Origin of the sequence: Paenibacillus sp. FSL L8-0494 (genome assembly GCF_038003695.1) — a bacterium.
GTDB lineage: Bacteria > Bacillota > Bacilli > Paenibacillales > Paenibacillaceae > Paenibacillus_AQ > Paenibacillus_AQ odorifer.
In genome coordinates, this window is record NZ_JBBOPQ010000001.1 from 6160792 (window position 1) to 6183649 (window position 22858).

The 22858-nt window shown below is 43.6% G+C and carries 21 protein-coding genes; 5 read left to right on the forward strand and 16 right to left on the reverse strand.

All coding sequences use genetic code 11. From position 1 onward, the window contains the following. Window positions 1–100 precede the first annotated feature (100 nt). The gene (locus NYE35_RS27755; RefSeq protein ID WP_076099892.1) at window positions 101–478 is read right to left on the reverse strand and encodes a GNAT family N-acetyltransferase; all 378 of its coding nucleotides are present in this window, start codon (window positions 476–478) and stop codon (window positions 101–103) included. Window positions 479–978: 500 nt separating this feature from the next. Next, the gene (locus tag NYE35_RS27760; RefSeq protein WP_052097344.1) at window positions 979–1773 is read right to left on the reverse strand and encodes a MerR family transcriptional regulator; all 795 of its coding nucleotides are present in this window, start codon (window positions 1771–1773) and stop codon (window positions 979–981) included. A gap of 253 nt (window positions 1774–2026) precedes the next feature. Between NYE35_RS27760 and NYE35_RS27765 the strand changes: the two genes are divergently transcribed. After that, entirely contained in the window at window positions 2027–2701 is a 675-nt protein-coding gene (locus NYE35_RS27765) for a DUF4097 family beta strand repeat-containing protein (RefSeq protein WP_094902380.1), read from the forward strand. 476 nt (window positions 2702–3177) lie between these two features. Here NYE35_RS27765 and glmS read toward each other — a convergent pair whose 3' ends face one another. The 8 genes from glmS to NYE35_RS27805 form a co-directional block, all read right to left on the reverse strand. Further along, window positions 3178–5010: a glutamine--fructose-6-phosphate transaminase (isomerizing) gene (glmS, locus tag NYE35_RS27770; RefSeq protein ID WP_036681297.1), complete on the reverse strand. Its 1833-nt coding sequence runs from the start codon at window positions 5008–5010 to the stop codon at window positions 3178–3180. Between the two features lie 640 nt (window positions 5011–5650). Next, window positions 5651–6991: a phosphoglucosamine mutase gene (gene glmM, locus NYE35_RS27775; protein ID WP_036681292.1), complete on the reverse strand. Its 1341-nt coding sequence runs from the start codon at window positions 6989–6991 to the stop codon at window positions 5651–5653. Window positions 6992–7079: 88 nt separating this feature from the next. Further along, the gene (locus tag NYE35_RS27780) at window positions 7080–8540 is read right to left on the reverse strand and encodes a CdaR family protein (RefSeq protein WP_051491181.1); all 1461 of its coding nucleotides are present in this window, start codon (window positions 8538–8540) and stop codon (window positions 7080–7082) included. Continuing rightward, window positions 8533–9363, reverse strand: coding sequence for a diadenylate cyclase CdaA (cdaA, locus tag NYE35_RS27785; protein WP_036681290.1), 831 nt, complete (start codon window positions 9361–9363; stop codon window positions 8533–8535). Before cdaA ends, NYE35_RS27780 begins: the two co-directional genes overlap by 8 nt. A gap of 214 nt (window positions 9364–9577) precedes the next feature. Continuing rightward, window positions 9578–10192, reverse strand: a complete 615-nt coding sequence (locus NYE35_RS27790; protein WP_036681404.1) for a zf-HC2 domain-containing protein — start codon at window positions 10190–10192, stop codon at window positions 9578–9580. 121 nt (window positions 10193–10313) lie between these two features. Then, entirely contained in the window at window positions 10314–10880 is a 567-nt protein-coding gene (gene sigW / locus NYE35_RS27795) for an RNA polymerase sigma factor SigW (protein WP_036681288.1), read from the reverse strand. Between the two features lie 514 nt (window positions 10881–11394). Continuing rightward, window positions 11395–14187 carry a phosphoenolpyruvate carboxylase gene (ppc, locus tag NYE35_RS27800; RefSeq protein WP_341122286.1) on the reverse strand — a complete coding sequence of 931 codons (2793 nt, stop codon included), beginning with the start codon at window positions 14185–14187 and terminating at the stop codon, window positions 11395–11397. Window positions 14188–14421: 234 nt separating this feature from the next. Beyond that, window positions 14422–15315 (reverse strand): LysR family transcriptional regulator, encoded by an 894-nt coding sequence (locus tag NYE35_RS27805; protein ID WP_036681285.1) that lies wholly within the window; start codon window positions 15313–15315, stop codon window positions 14422–14424. Window positions 15316–15480: 165 nt separating this feature from the next. Here NYE35_RS27805 and NYE35_RS27810 point away from each other — a divergent pair, with 165 nt between their 5' ends. The 4 genes from NYE35_RS27810 to NYE35_RS27825 all read left to right on the forward strand — a co-directional run bounded on the left by NYE35_RS27810 (window position 15481) and on the right by NYE35_RS27825 (window position 20611). Next, window positions 15481–16449 carry an ABC transporter ATP-binding protein gene (locus NYE35_RS27810; RefSeq protein ID WP_076099886.1) on the forward strand — a complete coding sequence of 323 codons (969 nt, stop codon included), beginning with the start codon at window positions 15481–15483 and terminating at the stop codon, window positions 16447–16449. A 90-nt stretch (window positions 16450–16539) separates the two neighbouring features. Beyond that, window positions 16540–17619 (forward strand): ABC transporter substrate-binding protein, encoded by a 1080-nt coding sequence (locus NYE35_RS27815; protein ID WP_341122521.1) that lies wholly within the window; start codon window positions 16540–16542, stop codon window positions 17617–17619. 5 nt (window positions 17620–17624) lie between these two features. Further along, on the forward strand, window positions 17625–19304 hold the full coding sequence (locus tag NYE35_RS27820) for an ABC transporter permease (RefSeq protein WP_341122287.1): 1680 nt from the start codon (window positions 17625–17627) through the stop codon (window positions 19302–19304). Further along, window positions 19301–20611 (forward strand): MBL fold metallo-hydrolase, encoded by a 1311-nt coding sequence (locus NYE35_RS27825; RefSeq protein WP_341122288.1) that lies wholly within the window; start codon window positions 19301–19303, stop codon window positions 20609–20611. Before NYE35_RS27820 ends, NYE35_RS27825 begins: the two co-directional genes overlap by 4 nt. Window positions 20612–20715: 104 nt before the next feature. Here NYE35_RS27825 and NYE35_RS27830 read toward each other — a convergent pair whose 3' ends face one another. The 6 genes from NYE35_RS27830 to NYE35_RS27855 form a co-directional block, all read right to left on the reverse strand. Continuing rightward, window positions 20716–20997, reverse strand: a complete 282-nt coding sequence (locus tag NYE35_RS27830; protein ID WP_341122289.1) for a holin — start codon at window positions 20995–20997, stop codon at window positions 20716–20718. A gap of 12 nt (window positions 20998–21009) precedes the next feature. Next, window positions 21010–21702 (reverse strand): M15 family metallopeptidase, encoded by a 693-nt coding sequence (locus NYE35_RS27835; RefSeq protein ID WP_341122290.1) that lies wholly within the window; start codon window positions 21700–21702, stop codon window positions 21010–21012. After that, window positions 21674–22063: a hypothetical protein gene (locus NYE35_RS27840; RefSeq protein ID WP_340952431.1), complete on the reverse strand. Its 390-nt coding sequence runs from the start codon at window positions 22061–22063 to the stop codon at window positions 21674–21676. The genes NYE35_RS27835 and NYE35_RS27840 overlap by 29 nt, the downstream gene beginning before the upstream one ends. Continuing rightward, window positions 22056–22256 (reverse strand): hypothetical protein, encoded by a 201-nt coding sequence (locus NYE35_RS27845; protein ID WP_036681274.1) that lies wholly within the window; start codon window positions 22254–22256, stop codon window positions 22056–22058. Before NYE35_RS27845 ends, NYE35_RS27840 begins: the two co-directional genes overlap by 8 nt. 2 nt (window positions 22257–22258) lie before the next feature. Then, a complete protein-coding gene (locus NYE35_RS27850) occupies window positions 22259–22540 on the reverse strand; it encodes a hypothetical protein (RefSeq protein WP_036681272.1) in 282 nt (93 codons plus the stop codon). A 94-nt stretch (window positions 22541–22634) separates the two neighbouring features. Then, complete coding sequence (locus NYE35_RS27855) at window positions 22635–22853, reverse strand: hypothetical protein (protein ID WP_036681268.1); 219 nt, start codon at window positions 22851–22853, stop codon at window positions 22635–22637. Between the last annotated feature and the right edge of the window lie 5 nt (window positions 22854–22858).

Genomic DNA, 22858 nt, shown 5'->3' on the forward strand with positions numbered 1-22858 from the left:
ACTTAGTTATCCTGCCCTTTTAATTCAATAAAAACGGCAGCTGATCCTCTGATCGGCTGCCTTCTTGTTGCGATTAAACTATCGTGACCCATTAGTTTAATCATATCAACTCTGAGATAAACATTGGTGTAGCTCCATCCTCTGTATTAAAGCCAATTTTATTATAGAAATTCACTGCATGAGGATAAGAAATTAATACTTTTGTTTTACACCCTTTATATCTATCAAGCATTATATTCATCATTTCCTTACCTATACCAATACCTATACTCTGATAACTCGGATTAATAAGCATATAATGAAAATATACCGTTAAAACACCATCTGACAAAGCATTTATTAAACCGACAAGCTTTCCTCCTTCCCAAGCGGTAACAATTGAATGAGACCCTCCGATTGCTTGTAAAAGCTCGTTTGGATACTTGCCAGACTCCCATTCTACCGAAAGAAATAACTCTTGGAGTGCATCCTTAGTGATATCCTCTTAGCTTGGAGCGTAATAAATACTCACCCCTATACCTTCCTTTCATAAAACTAACTACGGCACAACATCTGTTTTAAACTCCCATATTTCGATGGTTTTGCAATCCTTACGAAGCCATAAAATAATACCAACAAAGAAATTTCGGATTTATCAAAGTGAATAATCACTTTATTTACCTCAATATACTATTAAAAAATATGTATAGAAAATGGATTAACTGAAGTGGAATTTGTATTTATTCACATTAGAGAATTCATGATAATACTTTTTTCACTTAAGCATACAAATCCTAAGAGGCATATAGCGTTAATCTGCCAGTTAGCTAAATAGATAACATTGAACTATAGTTAAATATTTAGCTAATCGGCGAAGTATAACGTTCTTGTCCTCAGCCTGGGGCAAGAAACGTGATTGCTTAATCAAAAAAAAGCCGCTAAATTAGCTACTTTTAATCAAACGATTTTCTCTTCCTAAACCTTTCCTTTGTTTTTAATCTAACATGTGCTTTTCTTAATGAACAGTTGTATCTGATAATCCCACTGCAATATTCCAGTCACAATAATGTTATGAAGAACAAAATCTGGACACACATCGTATTCCGTCTTTGCCCTTTCAAGTAAATTTTGTAATACAGCATTCTTATTCTCTTCGGTACAGTTTGCACACAGATAGTCCCCTTCTGGTAGCACAGTTAACCCCTCTAAAGACGGATATTTCAAGCAAACAGCAAATAACCGTGTTATTCCTTCAGTCGTAAACATTCCCGCCATATCTTCAAACAGAAATTGTGAATGCAGAGAAGTCTCAATTTGTTGATAGAAATGTCTGTGATAGTCCCATAAATTCTTAAGTGTGGGGCTTTCCATTTTATTCGAAAACATAATTACCCTTTCCTCTATGTGTCTGACAAAGTAATTTTCACTTTGACTATAATCGTTGTGGAACTTATTTTCATAATGTAGATAGGCACGTTTAATTTTCGATTTTGCATACTGCAGACGAGCAATTTTATCGTCTGCTCTTTTTTCTGCCTGTTTTAGAAAATCAATTACTTTAGAGAGATCATTCTGCTGCAATATATCTTTAATATCCATTAAAGTAAGATCCATTGCTTTGAGCAGTTCAATGGTTTGCAGCTTTACGAGCTCCTGCTCGGAATAGTATCGATATCCCGACAATTCATCTTTATGGCATGGCTTGACTAACCCAATACGATCATAGTGCCGCAAGGTCTCACTGGTCATCTCTACGATTTCTGCTGCTTGCTTAATTGTAAAATAGTTGTTCATATCTACCCTCTTGACCTTTTTGTAACACAAAAGTTTATGATGATTAAAACATATGCGACTGATAAACGCAACGAAATACAAAAATGATCCGATCCAACTCTTGCAACATATTTGGGTAGACTTTTTCAAGATCATTATGTTTAGCTCTAATGCTTAGTTGCATATCGCAATTTTTTTTGCAGAGCAGCTTAGGATTGGTATTCGTAGGACTGGCATTAAAAAGAAAAATGATTTAACAAAGGAGCATTTTATAATGAAAAGTACTGCAAAAAAATTACTAACTACTATAGGCATATTGGTGACACTATTGATATCATTGGCAGGATGCTCCTCCCACTCCACTTCCATGGAGGAAAAAAATTACATCATCCCTGCCCAAAAGATTGATACTTTAACAATTGATGTAAAGGACAAAAAAATAACTATCCTCCAATCTAAAGATGAACAAATTCATATTGTTTACTATGAAAGTGAGAAAGATTTTTACAAGATTGATCTATCTGATGATAAAGAACTATCAATGGTAAGTGACAGTAATAAGGAATGGAACGACTATATCGGAGGAAAAGGCTCGCAAGTAACCAGAACTATTCAGGTATGGATACCTGACGCAACTTTAAAAAATTTGACTTTAAAAACATCAAATGAAAGTATTGTATTCCCAACAATCGCGTTTTTGGGGACAGTGGAAGTAAACATAAATAACGGAAATATCCAACTGGACAAATTGAATGCAGGGACGGCTATAACCCTTGAAACAAAAAACGGAAATATTAGCGGTTCAATTCTAGGGTCATATGATGATTTCGCGATCTTAAGCAAGGTAAAGAAAGGAGATAGCAATTTGCCTGCCAATAAAGAGAATGGTTCAAAAAAATTATCTGCTTATACAAATAACGGCGATATTACCTTACAATTTTCTGAGTAGCCAGTAGTTAAATATTAGCTCGTATGAAGTCAGATACAATATTGAAAGGGATAACCCCTGTTTCACTTTTGAAACTTCTGGTCCTACCTCTTCGACTATTCCACCGGCCTATGACCGATACAATATCCCTCCCTCTTGTAATGGAAAATCACCTTGATAAAGTTGTTAATCCGACCCGTAAATCGATTATCTTATGATGTACCCGAGGGCCAAAATTAAGCTTGATCGTGAATTCCATCAAAATAAGGTATAAGCCGCATTACAGCGGCTTATACCTTCATGATTTTGTTTGACTGTTTTGAACCATCCTTTGGAACTGAATGTATCCGATGCATATAAAAAGTACTACTAACGATATAATTTAAATAATACCGTATATTGGATATTCAAACTATCCTGCCAGTTAGCTTAATGAAGCATCTCAGTCTAATACTTTATTTTTTTTTGACAACAACTGTACTTTTATATCACCAAACCTACTCCACAGTAACACTCTTCGCCAAGTTACGTGGTTTATCCACATCATGACCCAGCGCAAGAGAAGCATAATAAGACAATAATTGCAGAGGCACTACGGACAAAGCTGCTGTCAGCATTGGAAGTGTCTTTGGAATCACGAACACTTGATCAACTGATCTAAGCAGGTCAGTCAAATGCTCTTGGTGAGTGATTGCCAGCACGTCTGCGCCACGAGCTTTCACTTCTTTGATGTTGCTGACGGTCTTCTCAAGTACAGCTTCCTGAGTTGCCAGGGCAATAACTGGAACACCTTCTTCGATCAGAGCCAATGTACCGTGTTTCAATTCACCTGCAGCATAAGCTTCGGAGTGAATATAAGAAATTTCTTTCAGCTTCAAGGATCCTTCTTGAGCAACAGCGTAGTCTACGCCGCGGCCGATGAAGAACAAGTTTTTGTGCTCAGAAATTTGTTCAGCATAACCTTTGATTGCTTCTTTTTGAGCTAGGATCTCTTCCACTTGCTCTGGCAGAGATTGCATAGCTGCAAGAATCTTAGTAACTTGTGCTTCGGTTTGTGTTCCACGAACTTCAGCCAAGTAAAGAGCAAACAATCCAAACGCGATCAATTGTGAAGTGTAAGCTTTGGTCGAAGCTACTGCAATTTCCGGACCCGCCAAGGTTACCAACACATCGTTTGCTTCGCGAGCAATAGAGCTGCCCACTACGTTAGTGATCGCCAATACATGTGCACCGTTAGCTTGAGCTTCACGCAGAGCTGCCAAAGTATCTGCAGTCTCACCGGATTGGCTGACTACGATAACCAACGTTTCTGGAGTCACGATTGGTGAACGATAACGATATTCCGAAGCAATATCATTCTCAACCGGAATACGAACCAAGGATTCGATCATAGTACGTCCTACCACACCTGCGTTGTATGCTGTTCCGCAAGCAACGACTTGAATGTTACGGATGTTCTTGATTTGTTCTTCAGTCATGTTCAATTCAGGCAATACAACCTTGTTGCCTTCCGCATTGATGCGACCACGCATTGTGTCGCGGTAAGCCTTAGGTTGCTCGTGTATTTCTTTCAGCATGAAATGCTCGTAGCCGCCTTTTTCTGCGGTAACTGCATCCCAATCGACAGTAATCATTTCCCGAGAAATAAAATTGCCTTCAATCGTCATCAATTCGACAGCATCTCTTGTCAGCACAGCCATTTCGCCGTCATTCAAAATATATACGTTACGGGTATATTCAAGCAGTGCAGGAATATCTGACCCGATAAAGTTTTCTCCTTCGCCAAGACCGATAATGAGCGGGCTAGCTTGACGCACAGCCACCAGTTTATCTGGTTCATATTCAGTCAGGACGCCTAATGCAAACGCACCGCGCATGAACGTAATCGCTTTTTGTACAGCCTTCACGATATCCCCGTCATATTCGCGAGCAATCAGATGTGAAATAACTTCTGTATCTGTTTCAGAGACAAAGTGGCATCCGCCAGCGATCAGCTCTTCTTTCAGATCCAGATAGTTTTCGACAATACCATTGTGAACTACCGAGAACTTCATGCTGTTATCCGTATGTGGATGTGAGTTCTCATCGGATGGTTTACCGTGAGTGGCCCAGCGTGTGTGTCCGATACCTGCGCTACCTGCCAGCGGGCTGTCTTGGAGCTTCGACTGCAGATTCGCCAAACGGCCTTGAGCTTTCACTACTTGCAGTCCTTCTTGGGTAAATACAGCAATACCAGCGGAATCATATCCACGATATTCCAATTTCTTCAAGCCCTCAACCAAGATTCCCTGCGAATTCTGATTACCAATATATCCTACAATACCACACATTATAATTTCCCCCGTCCGAGTTATCGTAATGTGGCGGCATAAGGAAAGAAACGTGCCGTGCGGCATGTTTTTGAGAAAAAGCAAATATTCTGTTGTATTTTAGGATCAACAAAATAAACTGTCACTTACATTCTAATGTTCATGAAATGCACAGCCTTCTCCTCTGCCGTGGCAGAAATAACGTGTTTCCTTCTGATGCGCGCACACATGAATAATATAATTTATTGCACCCATGAAAACGTTGTGTGAAAGGTCGCCCTTTCATTTTCCGTATCCATTTACGGCTCTGGTGCATCACCGGGAGGTCCCCGCCGAACATTTCGAACACCTCCACCTCGTCAGCTTACGTCTGCCGTGATCCGTTCAAGCCATAGCCTACATAACAAGTAAGCAGCTTTCCCTTCTCCCCCGCGCTAGACCAAGCTCTGGCGCTTGCTATTGCTAACCTCACAATCCCCGCTTTCCTTCTAGAATGACACTTAATCTATTATATGCACCTTGTAGTACTTTGGCAATGGCGCACCAACCTAAATTTTACAAAACCAGTTCAAACGATCCAATCCTAAAATAAAATAACACTGGTGCAACGAGTCCGAATCGCTCTCGCTCACTGCACCAGCCTTATAGTTAAGGTAATGGATTATACCAATTCGCGTTGAACTACTTCCACAATTTGATTCACATAAAGATCCAGATCTGCCTTATCCGGTCCCTCTGCCATAACGCGGATTAGAGATTCCGTACCTGACGGACGTACAAGCACACGGCCATTGTCGCCTAGCTTGCCTTCTACTTCAGCGATAGCCGCTTCTATAGCTACGTTATTAGGGTAATTAGTCTTATCCTGTACACGAACATTAACCAGCACCTGCGGGTATTTAGTCATCATACTCTTAACTTCGCTAAGCTGTTTGCCTGTAGCCTTAAGTGTGTCTACCAGCTGAATAGCTGTAAGAATACCATCACCAGTAGTATTGTAATCCAGGAAAATAACATGTCCAGACTGTTCTCCACCTAGATTAAAGCCTCCACGACGCATTTCTTCCATAACATAACGATCCCCTACAGCTGTCTTAGCGGTATTCAGGGATAATTTCTCGGTAGCTTTATAAAATCCGATGTTACTCATAACGGTTGATACAATCGTGCTATCCTTCAGCTTACCTGCACGGTTCATCGCATCGCCACAAATACAAAGGATAAAGTCACCATCGACTTCATCACCATTATTATCAATAGCGATCAAGCGGTCTGCATCTCCGTCAAAAGCAAGTCCCAAATCAGCTCCATGACGTAAGACTTCTTCACGCAAAGTCTCTGGATGTGTCGAACCAAATCCATCATTAATATTCAATCCATCTGGCTCAGCCCCGATAGAGATCACCTCAGCGCCAAGCTCTCTGAACAGTCTTGGAGCAAGCTCATACGCTGCGCCATGCGCACAGTCCAGTACAACCTTGATTCCCTTAAAGTCCTGAGAAATGGTAGTTTTCAAATACTCCAGATAAAGATACTTAGCATCATTATCTACGGTAACCATACCTAAACCTGAACCGATAGGACGAGGCAATTCATCTACCTCCGCATCCATAAGCTCTTCAATTTGCAGTTCGGTTTCATCTGTTAGCTTGAAGCCATCCCCACCAAAGAACTTAATGCCGTTATCCTCTACCGGATTGTGAGAAGCTGAGATCATGACGCCTGCGTCTGCTTTTAACAATCTCGTAATATAGGCAACAGCAGGTGTACTAACTACGCCTATACGGATTACATCAGCTCCAATAGACAATAAGCCCGCAATCAGCGCGGATTCCAATAAAGGACCGGAAATACGTGTATCCATTCCGATAACAACCTTCGGTTTATCCAAGTTACCCGCTAGTACATATCCTCCACAACGGCCAATGCTATAAGCCATTTCTGCAGTCAATTCACGGTTTGCTACTCCCCGCACACCGTCTGTTCCAAAATACTTCCCCATTATTTTTCTCCTTTGAATACGCTACGTTAGCTTAATGTACTATCATATGATTTGCATACTATTTTGGTGTACCTCTGGGCTCAAAAGATTACGTCCCACCCGTACCTACAGGATTTTCGGAATTCGTACTTGTGTTAGCTGTGCCGTTATTCTCCGGATTGGTATCCGTTGGTACAGGCGTTGGTGTTGCTCCAGCCTCTCCGCTATGAGTGGGCTTCTCCGTAGGTTCCTCATCACCTATAACAGGTTCAGAACTTGGCTCAGGAGTAGTAGTTACCCCCCCCGTATCTGGATGAGGTGTAGGAACTGGCGCTGCAGGTGATAACAGCTGCACGGTCACAGTAAGAGGCACCCCTGAATTGGCTAGTGCGATAAACTGGGGCAGCGATACCCGCAAAGAAACCTCGTGGGTTCCAGCCGAAAGACCGCTAACATCAGCCACAACCCCTATATCTTTCTTATCAAGTTGATCTAGTAAAGCAGGCGCACCCTTTAAGGTAAGCGCTATTTCCTTGCTTGAAGGATTAACAATACTTCCTTCCAGATCATCCCCCACACCCTGAAGCTTGACAGGTACCGCCTCAATCGTCCGCTCAGCAATTTCTGAGATGGTTAATGAAACATTCACAGCTTCGGGCATGACTTTCTCCGTTCCAGCCGGAGGCTTCAAATCGACCTTTACTTGTTTCGTTCCAGCAGAATCTATTGCACTAAGGTTAACAGTGGCTTCATAGGCTGATAAAGCTGCCAAAGCCTCTGCTTGTCCATACACTACGACTGCTTCCTGCTCAGGTGTCAATTTGGATAATACGAGAGAATCCGGAAGTTGTCCAGTAAAGCCAATCTCCAGCGGCAAACTCTTAAACGGTAAGGTAATCGGCAATTCCACGGATACAGTAGAAGGCTCAATTACAGCATTTTTAATTTCATTTCCATCCTTATCATAAGCGTGTAGCTTCAATTTTTTCTCTTTAAATGTCTCATTTTCACCGTTAAGCTCAATGGTTCCTTGTATCTTAGCTACCTTGCTCAGTTCATTATCAGCAAGTGTGACTTCGACAGTATCTGTAGGCTGCAGGACCGGGGTGCCTATTTGGTAGCCCTCTGCAGGTTTCCCCTTCGTAACCAAGGATATGGGAAAAGACTTTGTATTCCGTGATTCTACATGTACGGTAACCTCTTTAGGATTCATTCTTACCAGGGATACACCTTTTGGCAGTTTATAATAAAGTGGCAACGTGGTATCTCCAGGTTCGACCTTAGTCAGATCAAGCATTACTTTATAGTCATCCGAGAACTGAAAGGAGATATCGGAATTTTTACCCGCTACCTCCAGACTCACACTGTCGACAGCCAAAGGTTCAAGGACATATTTATCCTCGTCAAGGCCGGTCACTTCAATCTTCACATTCTCAATAGTTTTTGTTTTAATATCCACTGTTGTCTGTCCAGAAGGCGCAGTATCGACATGAACCATCGTAAACAAAATGATCCCGAACACAAGGGCCAGAATCTTATTGAAATTGTTATTGTTCATCCACTTATCCATGATTCTTGTCCCCCTTCCGTTTCCAGAAAGTTGAACCCTTCTCCTTCAGCGATGAACTTACACTAAGCTCTTGATGGAGCTTCGATATCATGGATTCTTCCTTAATGTCTCTCACGATCTGGCCATTAATTGCAAGGGAAATCTGCCCTGTCTCCTCTGAGACAATGACAGACACCGAGTCCGCAACCTCACTTATTCCTATAGCAGCGCGATGACGGGTTCCCAGTTCTTTGCTGATAAAAGGATTCTCGGACAAAGGCAAGTAACAAGCAGCCGCAGCAATCTGATTTCCCTGCATAATAAGGGCTCCGTCATGCAGAGGTGTATTGGGAATGAAGATGTTAATGAGTAATTCGGAGCTGACCAGGGAACGCATGGGTATACCTGACTCTGTATATTCGTTTAGCCCTGTCTCCCGCTCAAAAACGATTAACGCCCCTATTTTTCTGCGAGATAAATAATTCACGGCTTTAATCACTTCGCCGATTAACTTACTGATCTCTTCGTCACTTTCTCCAGCCCGTCCGAAAAATCTGCCCCGTCCAAGCTGCTCCAGTCCCCTTCGTAGTTCCGGCTGAAAAATGATAAAGACAGCTAGGACCCCGAAAGTAAACATTTGATTCATTAGCCATTTAAGTGTATACAAGTCCAAGATTGTGCTTACCGCCCAAATCAAGACCAGAACCAATATCCCTTTTAAAAGCTGAATCGCCCGCGTCCCGCGTACCATATTAAGCACTTTATAAATAATGTAACTGACGATTAGGATATCAATTATATCTTTAATGGAATCTTTCCATGTTAGCTCAGTAAAATAACTCATTGCCTAAAACCCCCGTCATTTCAAATTAGCTGGGTTTATGTAAAATGTCTGTTAGCTCTGTATCATATCTAGGTTATAACGTTCGGGCTTCAGTTGCAAGTTTAGTCCCTCAATCCTTTCCGAAACCACCCAATTTAAGGAAACAAAAAAGCGCCATCTTTCCGGAAAAAGAGGCGCTAATTAATATTCCTGCTCAAGGTAACCACTGCCCGCATTAACGGTAGGCAACTTCAGAGAACATGTTCGTCACTTTATACCAGAACCAGCTTACTGCCTGGTCTATGCTTTTGACTTGCCCAGAAATATGAGCTGTTGAAGCCTGATATAGAGATCCGTCAATGACTGTCACGTTGCCGTTCACTTCTCCATATACCTGTGCTTTACCGTTCTCTATGGTAAGGTCTCCGGTAATTATTTTGCCGGAAGGTACAATTACAGTATCCCCTTTGATGACCACTTGATCCAAATCAACACCTCTAACTACAAGTTGTCTGTCTGGACTCCAAAAAGTTACGGTGCTCATCAGCATAACGACAAGGAATAGAGATGCCGCTGTAAGTGCAGGGTGTCTCTTGATCCAGGTAATAAAGGCTTTTTCTTTCTTAGTCTTTGGCAATGAACTCATTATCCGGCTCACAAGATCATCTGAAGCTACAGGATTCTGATGCATTAGGGAGAACATCAACATATCTGTCTGTTCCAATTCTTTAAACTTTGCACGGCAATCTGGACAGGATAGAAGATGCTCCTTCAATTCCCTCTGCTGCTGTTCGGGCAAGTCGTCATCCAAGTAGTCATGCATCATAGAGACGGCCAGTTTGCATTCCATAGGAGCCAATCCTTTCATGAGTGCTATTTAATTATCCTAAGACAAAGGGTCAGGACACATAAGACTTGCTTAACTTACATACGTCGCTCTCGAAAAGATGTTTCATAAATAAAATCTATTTTTACATTTTTGGGCCTAATTTTTTACGCAAAAATTCACGGCCTCGGTGTACACGCGTCTTAATCGTGGTCACGGGCATATCCAGGACATCACTAATCTCCTGAAGGGACAGATCCTGCAGGTATCTCAGAATCATCACCGACCTGTATTTCACAGGCAGACTGTCAATTGCTTCATAGATTAGCCCCTGCGTCTCAGAGAGCAATAGTTCGGTCTCAGGTGTCACATTGTCGCTCGGAATCAACGAATAGCCATCAAGGCCCTCCTGATCGTTCATTTCAGCATCCAGCGAATAGGTTGGTTTTCGTTTACGCAATCTATCAATACAGAGGTTCGTTCCAATCCGGTAAATCCATGTGGAGAACTTCTGTTTATCATCATAACGATCCAAATTCCTATACACACGCAAAAAGGTCTCCTGAACAATATCCTCCGCCTCATGGCGATTGTTCAACATCCTGTAAGCTAAATGATATATTTTGTCTTTATATAGTTCCACAAGCTCGGCAAATGCCCTTTGGTCGCCCTTCAAGGCGAGCTTTGTCAATCTGCCTTCCAAATTCTCCACCTGTTAACTCCCCCAGACTTGCCGCCCTTGGTATTTCTTCGCAAATATCCACGGTACAAGCAATTAAATCGTAATTCAAGTTTGTGTAAAAATCAAGGATTGTATTGTAACCTTCTATGTAAACTGAGTTAAAAACTGGACAACTTGGTATAGGCGATTAAGTGCGGCTCCGAGAAATATTTGGACTTCCGGTCGCTGTTATCCTCACATTTCCTGATTATAAACCGCATATAGCGGTCGAAATCTGAGGATAAAGGCGAACGCTGGCGCTCCTACAGTTCCAAATATTCTCTACGCTGCTCCATCACCGAAGTAATAAGTGCCACTTTATTTACCTCCGATTACATCTCGGTTACTTGGGTAGGGTAATAAAAAAAATATCGGGTTTGACTCTCCAATATTTAGGAACAAGTAAAGTTCACAGCAGCAATATACAGTTTATGATCACAACAACTTGTATTAGGCAAAAAAAGTCCGCCCCAAATAGGGCGGACTTTTTGTTGTTAGGACTATATCAGCCGGTATTCCGAAGACCGGCGGCAATGCCGTTGATGGTAAGCAATACTTCGCGAAGCAGTTCGCTATCATCTCCATCGATTTCACGGAGCGCTCTAAGCTCGGATAGCAATTGAACCTGCAGATAGCTAAGCGGATCAACGTATGGATTGCGGAGTCTGATCGACTCTTGAATCACAGGAACGTTATCCAGAATATCCTGCTGGCCTGTAATCTTCAGGATCAGCTCAGAGGTCAGATTAAATTCATCTTCAATCTGGCCAAAGATCCGTTGACGTGCTTCCTCGTTCTTGCCCATGCTGGCGTATTCCTTAGCAATGATCAAGTCCGCTTTTGAAATAGCCATTTGCAGCGTATCTATCAGTGTAGTAAAGAATGAGAAGTTCTCATACATATGTTGCATTATCTTCAGATTCTCTTCCTTACCCTCATAGAAACTCTGCAGTCCGGTTCCAGCAGCGTACCAGGCTGGGAGCAAATAACGGCTTTGTGTCCATGCAAATACCCAAGGAATTGCGCGCAGATCTTCAAAACGATCGCTGTTCTTCCGTTTGGAAGGACGGGAACCGATATTAAGCTCTCCTACCTCAGGCAGAGGTGTTGATTCTTTGAAATAAGTCAGGAAATCCGGATCACGGAAGATCAAATCCTGATATTTGTTCAGCGAGACTTCAGAAATCCGGGCAACAATCTCTTCCCATTTCTCTTCATAAAGATCCGCTTGTGGCACTCTCGCACTAATTGCTGCAGTTACAAGTGCAGATGTCGCTTGCTCCAAACTGCGGTAAGCAATCCCTTGCATCGAGTAACGGGAGGAGATCACTTCTCCCTGCTCGGTAATCTTAATCCCGCCGCCAATTGTCGAAGCTGGCTGAGCAAGAATACTGCGGTTAAGTGGCATACCCCCGCGGCCGAGCGCTCCACCACGGCCATGGAAGAACTTCAGCTTGATTCCGAACTTATCCGCTGTCGCTGTAATTTCTTTTAGGGCAACACGCAGTTCCCAGTTAGCAGTAACCACGCCGCCATCTTTATTACTATCTGAATATCCAAGCATGATTTCCTGCAAATCATTCATTGCTCTTACCGCATCACGGTAGATCGGCATATTGAGCAGTGTGTTCATAATTTGCGGTGCTTCATGCAAGTCATCGATCGTTTCAAAAAGTGGCACTGCTTGCAGGGTACATACAACTGTACCGTCATTATCCTTGCGGAATAGTCCTACCTCTTTGGCGAAGACCATAACCTCCAGAATGTCACTCGCAGCTTCAGCCATACTGATCAGATAACTGGTGATACATTGTTTGCCGTACTCTTCCTGCGATGCGAAGATCGTCCGGTAAACAGCCAGACACTCCTCTGTACTTTCAGTATACGTCTGGTAAGAAGAGGTCAACGGACGTGGATCATTCAGCAATTTCTCCAGCAGATCAATCTTCTCGATCTCCGTCAACTTAGAGTAGTCCGGCGAAATGTTCATCTTCGCCAAAATTTCTGTCATGGCATTTTCATGTTCTTGACTGTGTTGACGCACGTCAAGAGTTGCCGTATGGAATCCGAACAGCTCCACTTGGCGGATTAGCTTTTTAATATAAGTATCGGCCACATAGTCGGCGTAGTGATACCGTAGACTGCGGTCAATGACATTCAAATCATCTATGAACTCCTCAGGTGTAGCATAACGCTCAGGAGTATCCTTTTTCTCATCATCCAAAACATTTTGTGTCTTAGAGATCATGTAGCTAAGTTTAATACGGTAAGGTTCATTGTCATTGCGCCATTCTTCCATCTTGCCTAGGTTAATGATCTGACGATCAGCTTCGATGGATTCTACTAGCTCAGGCGTTACTTTAACAATACTTGTGCTAAAGCTTAGATATTTCATGAGTTCACGCATAATCCGCTGATATTCACGAATGGCCAGCTTACGCTGCATGCGTAAAGTCTGCGCAGTGACCGTTGAGGTTACCGAAGGGTTACCATCACGGTCTCCACCAATCCATGATCCAAAACGCAAGTAGGTTGGCACATGCCAATTCTGTCCAGGATAGTATTTGCTCAGACAGCGTTCAAGCTCTTGATACACATCCGGCAATACATGGAAAATAGTCTCATGGAAATAGTACATTCCATTGCGCACTTCATCGAGTACTGTTGGCTTGCGGTCACGTAGCTCATCCGTTTGCCAAAGCGTAATCACTTCATTCAATAGCTTCTCGCGAAGCTGTTCACGTTCACGGAAAGTTAGAGTAGGGTTATCAAGACCCATAACATCATCGGATATCCGTTTATGAATATCGAGAATCGCACGGCGCATGGCTTCCGTTGGATGTGCCGTCATTACAAGTTCCAGAGACAATCCTTCAATAATCTCGTTGACTTCCTCATGAGAGAAATCACGTTCACGAAGCTCTTGAATAGCGCTTTCTATAGAACCGGGTTGAACTGTCTCCCCAGCTGAACGTTCATAGTCACGTTTACGGCGAATCCGGTGGTTCTGTTCGGCAATATTCACCAATTGAAAATAAATGGCGAACGCTCTTATTACCTGATGACGGTTCTCCGGATCCAAAGAATTGATTAACTCCTTAAATTCACTATGCAGTTCAGGTAAAAATAGTGAGCGTAGCGATTTACTGGTCTCGCGGATCTTCTCCACGATCTCTAGCAGTTCGTTACCGCCTTGGTGAACCAAGACCTCTCCTAAAATGTTCCCCAAGAACCGTACGTCCCGTCGCAGCAGATTGTTAGAGTTGCTTTTGCTGACGGTAGTCGTAAGTTCGGTCATGCTGCTCCCCCCATTCTCTTCCGGATCAATGTGTTAAGTTTGTCTGTCTAAATATCGTCTATTAAAGCTTCCTCATATCATACAATAAAACCGTTTGAAAATCTGCAACTTTTTTGTGCTGTAAAGCGACACAGTACCTAAGATTATACACCAATTTCTGAATTTATACAGTCCTTATATTTTATGTATTCTTTCATATATATAATGGCTCTATCGTATATTCTCTATGTATGCTTATATTCGGATTGTGCGGAGCTGGTCAATGAACAGTCCAATTAAAGGAGAATAATGACGATCACGGTTATACGAATAATAAATATGTCTTTCAAAATTATAATCCGGAATGGCTCGCATTAGCAATCTTCCTCTGGCTACCTCGTCCTCCACAGCAAGTCGTGAAATAAATGAGACATGCTGTCCACTCATAAGCGATTGCTTAATCGCCTCCAGTGAATCGAGCAAAATATGCGGTTTTGATTCTTTTCCCTCTCGTTCAAACCATTTATCCGTCAAATGGCGTGTGCTTGATTCCTTGTCATGCAAAATAAAGCTCGCTGAAGCGATCATCGCCGAGTTTAAATTAGAAAATCCGGCAAAATCATGTGTAGGTGCAAAAACAAGGACAAGCTCATCTTCACATAAGGCTTGAGTATGCAGATCAGGCAGATAAAAAGATTCCGTAGACAAGATACCAAGATCAATCTCATGACTGGCAAGCATTTCTTTGATCACCGGTGAAGGCTTAACCGATAAAGAAATGGTAATCCCCGGATGTTGTTCGCCAAACAGCCCCAATATTTTTGGAAGAATATATGTAGCTGGAACATAACTGGCACCAATCTTCAGCGTCCCCCGGCCTGCCTGACTGAACTCTTTTACCACCCGCTCCGCTTCCGCTGCAAGCGCATTGATTTTAATCGCATAGTGAAGAAACGCTTTGCCACTCTCCGTAAGAATCATTTTATCCATTCTGGATTCAAATAACTTCTCCCCCAATTGCTGCTCTAAATTCTTCAAATGATACGTAACGGTCGGCTGCTTTAGTCCAAGTTTATCTGCTACCGTGGTAATTTTTTTATGTTTATTCAGCAGTTCTACAATTTCCAGCTTCATTAGATTAAGGTTCATTCTCTTCCACTCCCTCGCCTTTTCCTAAACGGTAACATAGAAGAATTCTATGAATGTTAAAATAAATCGGCAAAAAAGTTAATATCACAGTTACATTCAGCAAATATAGCGGGAATTCTTTACCTTTACACTAAGAACAAGCTTAAGAACAGGCAGGTAGATAGAATGAAGGAAATTACAATCCACAGATTGGAAAAGAAATTCGGAGATGTGCATGCCTTAAAGGCTGCAGATCTGAAGATTCCCGCTGGAAGCTTTACGACATTACTCGGTCCTTCAGGTTGTGGAAAGACGACACTACTCCGTCTGATTGCTGGGCTGGAAACACCGGATGCAGGAGAAATTCTGATCGATGATGAGTTTATTTTTTCAGGCAGCAAAAGAATTAGCCACCCTATTCATCGCCGTAACTTTGGCATGGTTTTTCAAGATTTCGCCCTCTGGCCGCATCTGACTGTGTTCGAGAATGTAGCCTTCGGACTTCGAGCTTCCAAACAAAAAAAGAATTTACGGGTTCGGGTACAGGAGGCACTTCGATCGGTCAAGCTGGAGGGGTTAGAGCTGCGTTTTCCACACCAGCTGTCCGGTGGACAACAGCAGCGGGTTGCTTTTGCCCGAGCCGTAGTCATGCGCCCTCAGCTTGTATTATTCGATGAGCCATTAAGTGCGCTAGATGCGGTCTTGCGAGATGAAATGAGGCTGGAGTTAATCTCCTTGGTGAAAAACATGGGCATTACAGCCCTGTATGTGACGCATGATCAAACCGAGGCGATGTCTATGTCAGATGAAGTAGTTGTAATGCAAGGTGGCACTATTTTACAGAGTGGTTCTCCTGAGGACATTTATCGAAAACCGAGCCATCCTTTTGTAGCCCACTTTATTGGAAAATCCAACTGGATCGTTCCGGATAAACAGATGCTGCGTCCAGAACATTTACGCTGGTCTCAGGAGGATGCTTCCTTTCTTCCTTTTACAGGGACTATTCAGCATGTGAGTTATATGGGGGATCGCTATGAGATCATTCTGAACATGGAGCACAATGGGACTTGGACCGCTTATCATGATCGGCGCCTACCTGTAGGGGAAAAGATTCAGCTGTACGCTTCAGAGCACCAAATCCATCATCTGAATTAAGCGTCCACTGCATGGAATGGCTCTATATGATGCTGTTCCATGCAGCAAGATGCACACAACAATATTAGGGAGGCAATTACATTGAATCAAATGAAAAAGACAAAAGGGTTAAGTTCACTTCTTCTAACAACTGCACTTGGCATTACTCTAGTGGGCTGCGGCTCCTCGAACACCCCTGCGGCTAACGCAAGCAACAACCAAACCGATACTGCGGCGGCGACGCAAACTGAAGCCCCACAACCAACAGAAAAGACACTAAGCGGCAATCTTGTCGTTTACAGTGCAGGCCCTGAAGGTTTAGCCAATAAAATCAAAGACGGCTTTGAAGCCAAAACTGGCGTTAAGGTTGAAATGTTCCAAGGCACTACAGGAAAAATACTTGCCCGCATGGAAGCAGAAAAATCCAATCCGGTCGTTGATGTTGTTGTCCTCGCCTCTCTTCCGTCCATGCAAGGAATGAAAAACGACGGATTATTACTTCCATATAAAGAGGCGGTTAATGCAGATAAGCTCGTTAGCGATTGGTCAGACACAGCAGATGGCAATTATTTTAGCTATAGCGCATCCGCACTGGGGATTGTCTACAATACTAAAAAAGTAAGCACACCTCCGACTTCATGGGATGATCTCACTAAAGCGGAATGGAAGGGTGCAGTCAATATCCCCGATCCTTCACTTTCCGGCTCGGCTCTTGATTTCATGACTGGGTATTTAAGTGCTAAGGGGGACAGTGGCTGGGATCTTTTTAAACAATATAAAAGCAATGAAGTAGCTATGGCAGGCGCCAATCAAGAGGCACTTGATCCGGTGATTACCGGTGCTAAATCCGTCGTTGCTGCTGGCGTAGATTACATGGCTTATAAAGCAAAAGCTGACGGAGAACCTGTGGATATCGTCTACCCTGCTGAAGGAACTGTAATCAGCCCTCGTCCCGCTGCGATCATTAAGACAAGCCCGAATGTAGATAACGCTAAGGCTTTTATCGACTACCTTCTATCCGATGAAGCGCAAGCCCTTGTTGCCAAAGCCTATTTGCTGCCAGGCAGAACTGACGTGAAGGCAGAAAATCGTACCAATCTTGAAGAAATTAAAACATTTGATGTGAATTGGGAATGGATGAACGAGCACGGCGATGAAGTTTCCTCGACCTTCACACAAATTTTTAAATAAGCGTAATGAATACTAACTCTTTGCGCTCATTTAAATGGGTGAGCGGTGGACTGGCTTTATTTATACTAACCGTGCTCGTGCTGCTGCCACTCCTGCTCATTTTCTGGACCAGTGTTTATCCAGAGGGGCATCTCGATATAACCGCACCACTACGAACCATTATGGGGAGCAATGACCTAGTAGAGGTACTGCTGAATTCTATCGGGCTTGGGGTAAGCGTTATTCTGCTAACTACTTTGTTTGCGCTGCCTCTAGCCTGGATTATGGCAAAAACTGACTTAGGGCGCCACAACTGGCTGGATGTCGTGCTGTTAATTCCATTTATGACGCCGCCTTACATTGGTTCTATGGGCTGGATGTTGTTTATGCAGACGGGTGGGTATATGGAGCAATTTCTGCCCTCCTCCTCCGTGCTTACACCGTATTTCTTTAGCTATGGGGGTATGGTGCTGATCATGAGCCTTCACCTGTTCCCCTTCCTGTATCTGCTGCTGCGCAATGCGCTTTTGCAGATCGGGGGCAATCTGGAGGAAGCAGCCTCTGTTCACGGCGCCCCCTTCTTTTACAGATTTAAAAGAGTGATTATTCCTTTACTGCTCTCTAGCTATGGGCTTGGAGCACTGCTCATCTTCGTTAAAACAATTGCTGAATTCGGTACCCCTGCGACCTTTGGCCGTAGGATCGGCTTTTACGTTCTGACCTCTGAGATCCATAAATATATCTCCAGTTGGCCGATTGATTTCGGTAAGGCTACTTCACTAGCCTCCTTGCTGCTCGGAGTTTGCCTTGTCATGTGGTACATCCAAACTGTAATTAGCAGCCGCTACTCTTACCGTCTGATCGGTGGAAAAGGAACTCGTACTAACCGTTATAAGAGTACAGGAATCGTAGGGTTTCTTAGCTGGGGTTATGTTCTTCTATTGCTTCTGGCATCCATCGGCATTCCTTATTTCTCTATCATAACAGCCTCATTATTGAAGCTTCGGGGAGAAGGTGTATCCTGGAGCAATCTAACCTTAAAACATTATGCAGAGCTGTTATCCCCGGGTTCGCAAGGACTTGAGGCCTTATTAAATAGCTTTACATTAGCTATCGTTGCTTCCAGTATCGCTGTTATTCTCGGGACTTGGTTTGCCCTAACGGTAGGAAAAGGGGCTACATTCAAGCAGAAAATTACAGATTTATTCAGCTTGCTTCCAAATACAGTCCCGGGAATTGTAATTGTAGTAGGGCTAATTCTGCTGTGGAATGCCCGCTGGATGCCTATCCCGCTCTATAATACCTACTGGATGGTTGTACTGACTTATGTCGTACTTTTCCTTCCTTATACTGTTCAGTATGTAAAAGCAAGCTATGGGCAGATCGATTCCTCTCTGATACAAGCGGGACAAGTATTCGGAGGTAGTAAGCTGTATGTGTTCCGCCGTATCCTGCTTCCCCTCATCCTTCCAGGGATGGTGGCTGGCTGGATGATGACCTTCACCATTTCCAATCGGGAACTGGTAGCCTCGTTACTCATTCTGCCACCTTCAATGCAGACCTCGGCGACCTATATTTTCGCCCAGTTTGAACAAGGGGCGGTAGCGATGGGGATGGCCATGGCTGTAATCTCTGTAGGCATCACTACCCTATTACTATTAGTCTTAGAATATTTAAGCCCAGATAGAAAGCGGAGACAACAATGAGCAGACTAACGATTTGGGGAGGGGCCGGAGAGCATGGCCGTTCCTCCTATCTTTTGCAGGGCAAGGATTCACGAAATGGCATCCTGCTCGATTGTGGCGTAAAAAAAGAAGGCCCAGGGGAATACCCCCTACTTGATAAGGATATTATTCCACATTTGCAGGCAGTATTTCTGTCTCATGCTCATGAGGATCATTCCATAGCGCTGCCCTTACTTTATAAACACGGATACAGAGGTAAGGTATGGACTACTAGATCCACCTCATTACAGCTTCCTGATTATTTCGAGGCCTGGGATAAATATGTGGCAGCTCAATCCGCCCCGCTCCCCTATGAGGAAACGGATAAAGAAGCTATTCAATTCAAGTATTTAGAGGAGTATGTCTCCCCTCAAACTTGGCTGACGCTTGCGCCTAACCTTCGAGTTCAATGGGGACGTAGCGGGCATTTAGCAGGTTCGGTTTGGCTGGGCCTAGAATGGGAGGACAAAACTGTATTTTTCTCGGGGGATTATACGGAGGAGTCGCAGCTGCTCACGGCAGACACCCCAGCAATTATGGAAGCCGAAGCTAAAAATGTGGCTGATCTGTCCATTATCGATGCTGCTTATGGGGCAGATCCTGATGAGCAGCTTGTAAAATTACAGCAATTAGAGATAGCCATCCATAACACCTTGCAAAAAGGGGGCTCAGTCCTCCTTCCCGTGCCTATCCATGGCAGAAGCCAGGAATTGATCGTATGGGCAAATGAATGTTTTCCAGATCATCAGTTGATCGTTGAAGAAGCACTCGTCGCTCCTTTACGAGCTTTAAGCAACAAGGTGGAATGGCTGAAAGAGGACGCTATTCAGCGCGTAAATGCGCTTTTTAACAGAAAAAGCTTGTGTGTTGTATCTAATTCGGACGAACGCGCGAAGGCAATGTTGAATCTTAAGGGAGCTATCGTATTCACTAATGACGGGATGATGCAGTCAGCAAAAGCACAAGAATACTTTCACCAGCTCTCTGTTTCTCCTGACAACCATGTGATTTTTACGGGACATTTAGCGGCGGGAAGCTTTGGACATCGCCTTGTTAAGCAAGCTATGATCGGAGAATCTAGCAGCGTGCGCTGTACAGTCTCACTTATCCGCTATAAAGTCCATCAAGGCTTGCCGGACATTCGCAAAATGCTCCAAACGATTCCCAGCCACCGGACAGTGCTCGTCCATGCTCCCAAACCACATATCGACCAAGTAGCTTCTATATTAAAGGGAGAAGGTTTCACAGGACTATATTCTTTACAACCCGGCAGCACGCTTTCGTTCTGAATCTTATTTATGTAACATCATGAGAAAAACAATGGGGCTCTTCCTTAGGTCTTTTTCAGACTTTTTGGAACAGCCCTTTTTTATGATTCGTACCTATTATCCACTTACTCTTTCGTCGTGCCCGGGTGATCCTTAAAAGCTAGTTCAAACAACCCGGTTGCAGATAAGCCTGCAAGACCCCCAGCCCAAAGGCGAAGCACTAAATCAAGTTCGGTAAAAGGATACGCTACTACGCCGATGAGCAAACCTATCGCCAGTCCGATAATCGGGACTGCATTACGCGGGATGTTGATGCTATTTTTGACCAACTGAACCAGTGCCAGTACGAATACCGCTAATATAGAGGCGAACGCCATAACATCATCTAAAATTGTTCCAATTTCCATCCTTTTCCCTCCTTAGCGGGTACTTGTAATCTCAACCGTTCGAGTCGCTGAATCATAACCTACCTGAGCACCCAGCGCTTCTGCAATAACACGTACAGGGACGTAGGTGATGCCTTTTTCAAGCACTCCATCTGCAACTTTAACCCCGTTAACCTTTACGACAGCAATAACATCACTCTTCAATTCTTCCTCCTCCTTCCGATTGATGACCTTATACGCTGACTCCACCGCAGATGTTGAGGGCTTTGTCCCTGCTCGTAACTGTGTGAGTGTTAACCCAAACGCCATTTGAAAATGGGGGTAATCCTTGAAGCTTGTCCAGTCGCCTCCCCACTCGAAGCCCAGCCCTTTTGCCTCCTTTACAACCTCCTGCCAATCTGCGATCTGGTTGTTATTACCGTCCCGGCACATATCCCAAGACACACTAGATCCATTCGGCAGCAAAAGAGCAAAATCTACGGCCAATCCAAAATTATGATAGCTATATCCGCCACGTGCATTGGTGACAATCGCTCCGGGCTTGGTGCGGCCTTGGGCATATAGAGCATCCTGCTCGTCAATTGTGCGAAGTCCCTGCGTAATGAGAATGGGGATGTTGAGTTTGTAGCAACGTTCGATTAGAGCAGTAGCAGCGGAACGGACTACGGGGTGTAGTCCTGTTAGGCGTTGGGCTGATTTATTTTTTACCTGAGTTATTGTCAGCATGAAGTTCCTCTTTTCTGTCTATCTTTTTCAGATAAATAAATTGGTCGTATTTCCCCGAACGTGTCAGTATCGCTAATATTATAATTCCACCAGTTGTACCGAATTGGGCAATAGCCCAGCTATAATTAAGCCAAGTCAGCCATGTTGCCATGTCCACTCCTAGTAATTCTGCCAAACGGAATAGTAGAACGATAAGCATATTGAATGTATAAGCCAATAAGAAAAAAAGCATAGCCAGCATAAACACGCTGACCACACCTTTTTGGAATCTTTCGTAAAAATATTGCCTGTGGCGATGAATAATGTATAATCCGCAAGCCGTATTAGTGCCATATAGCACCAATAATAAAAATTCAATCATGTGCATCATGATCCCCTCGATCATAAACTAAATATTTGGCGAACCGGTTACGATCAATCTCCTCCTGAATTTCCTGCGAGACATTTTTATAATGACTTATGGTCAGTGTAACGCTGGTAGAGGCTCTACGGAGCTCCATCTCTTTATCAACATGCCGGGGGAGAAGCAGCCGCCGAATCCATTGTGACAGCATTTCTAACTCCCCCTGTCTTCCGTATGGTCAATCTTCAGTTTCTTTAAGACGTCCAGTGTGGGCTGCATAAACTCCGAGCGCTCCTTATCCAAAATCGCTTGCAGACGATCCCGATCCTCCTCTGCCCGATCCAGCATTTCTCGCGGTACAAGGTTCCCTTTGACAATCGCACGCAATAACACCATCAGCACGATCATCAAAATGAAAGCAACAATATAAGCCAGCCCATACTTATCCGCCAGCGGCAGCAGCTTCTCCAATTGCGCAATATCCCCTTCGCCCATTCGTCCGCTCCTTTCTGTAATGATGTTGATGCGTAATAGCCCCCGGCACCACCGAGGGCACAAAAAAACACGCTCCTGTGTGGATGCGTGCTAATTATTTGGCTGATGAAGCTTGCTCAGTCGAATCGTTTTCAGCAAAATGAAATTCTGATCGTTTCTGGATAATCTGATCCTTAACCAAAATCTCATTATCCGGCTGCATGTTATAGGAAGAAATGATATTCTCTATCGGACCCTCCTCACGATCAAAACGAGTGATGCAGGCATTGGCCATCAAGCGGATTTTGGCGGCTGTTATTGAATCCATTGTCATAATTA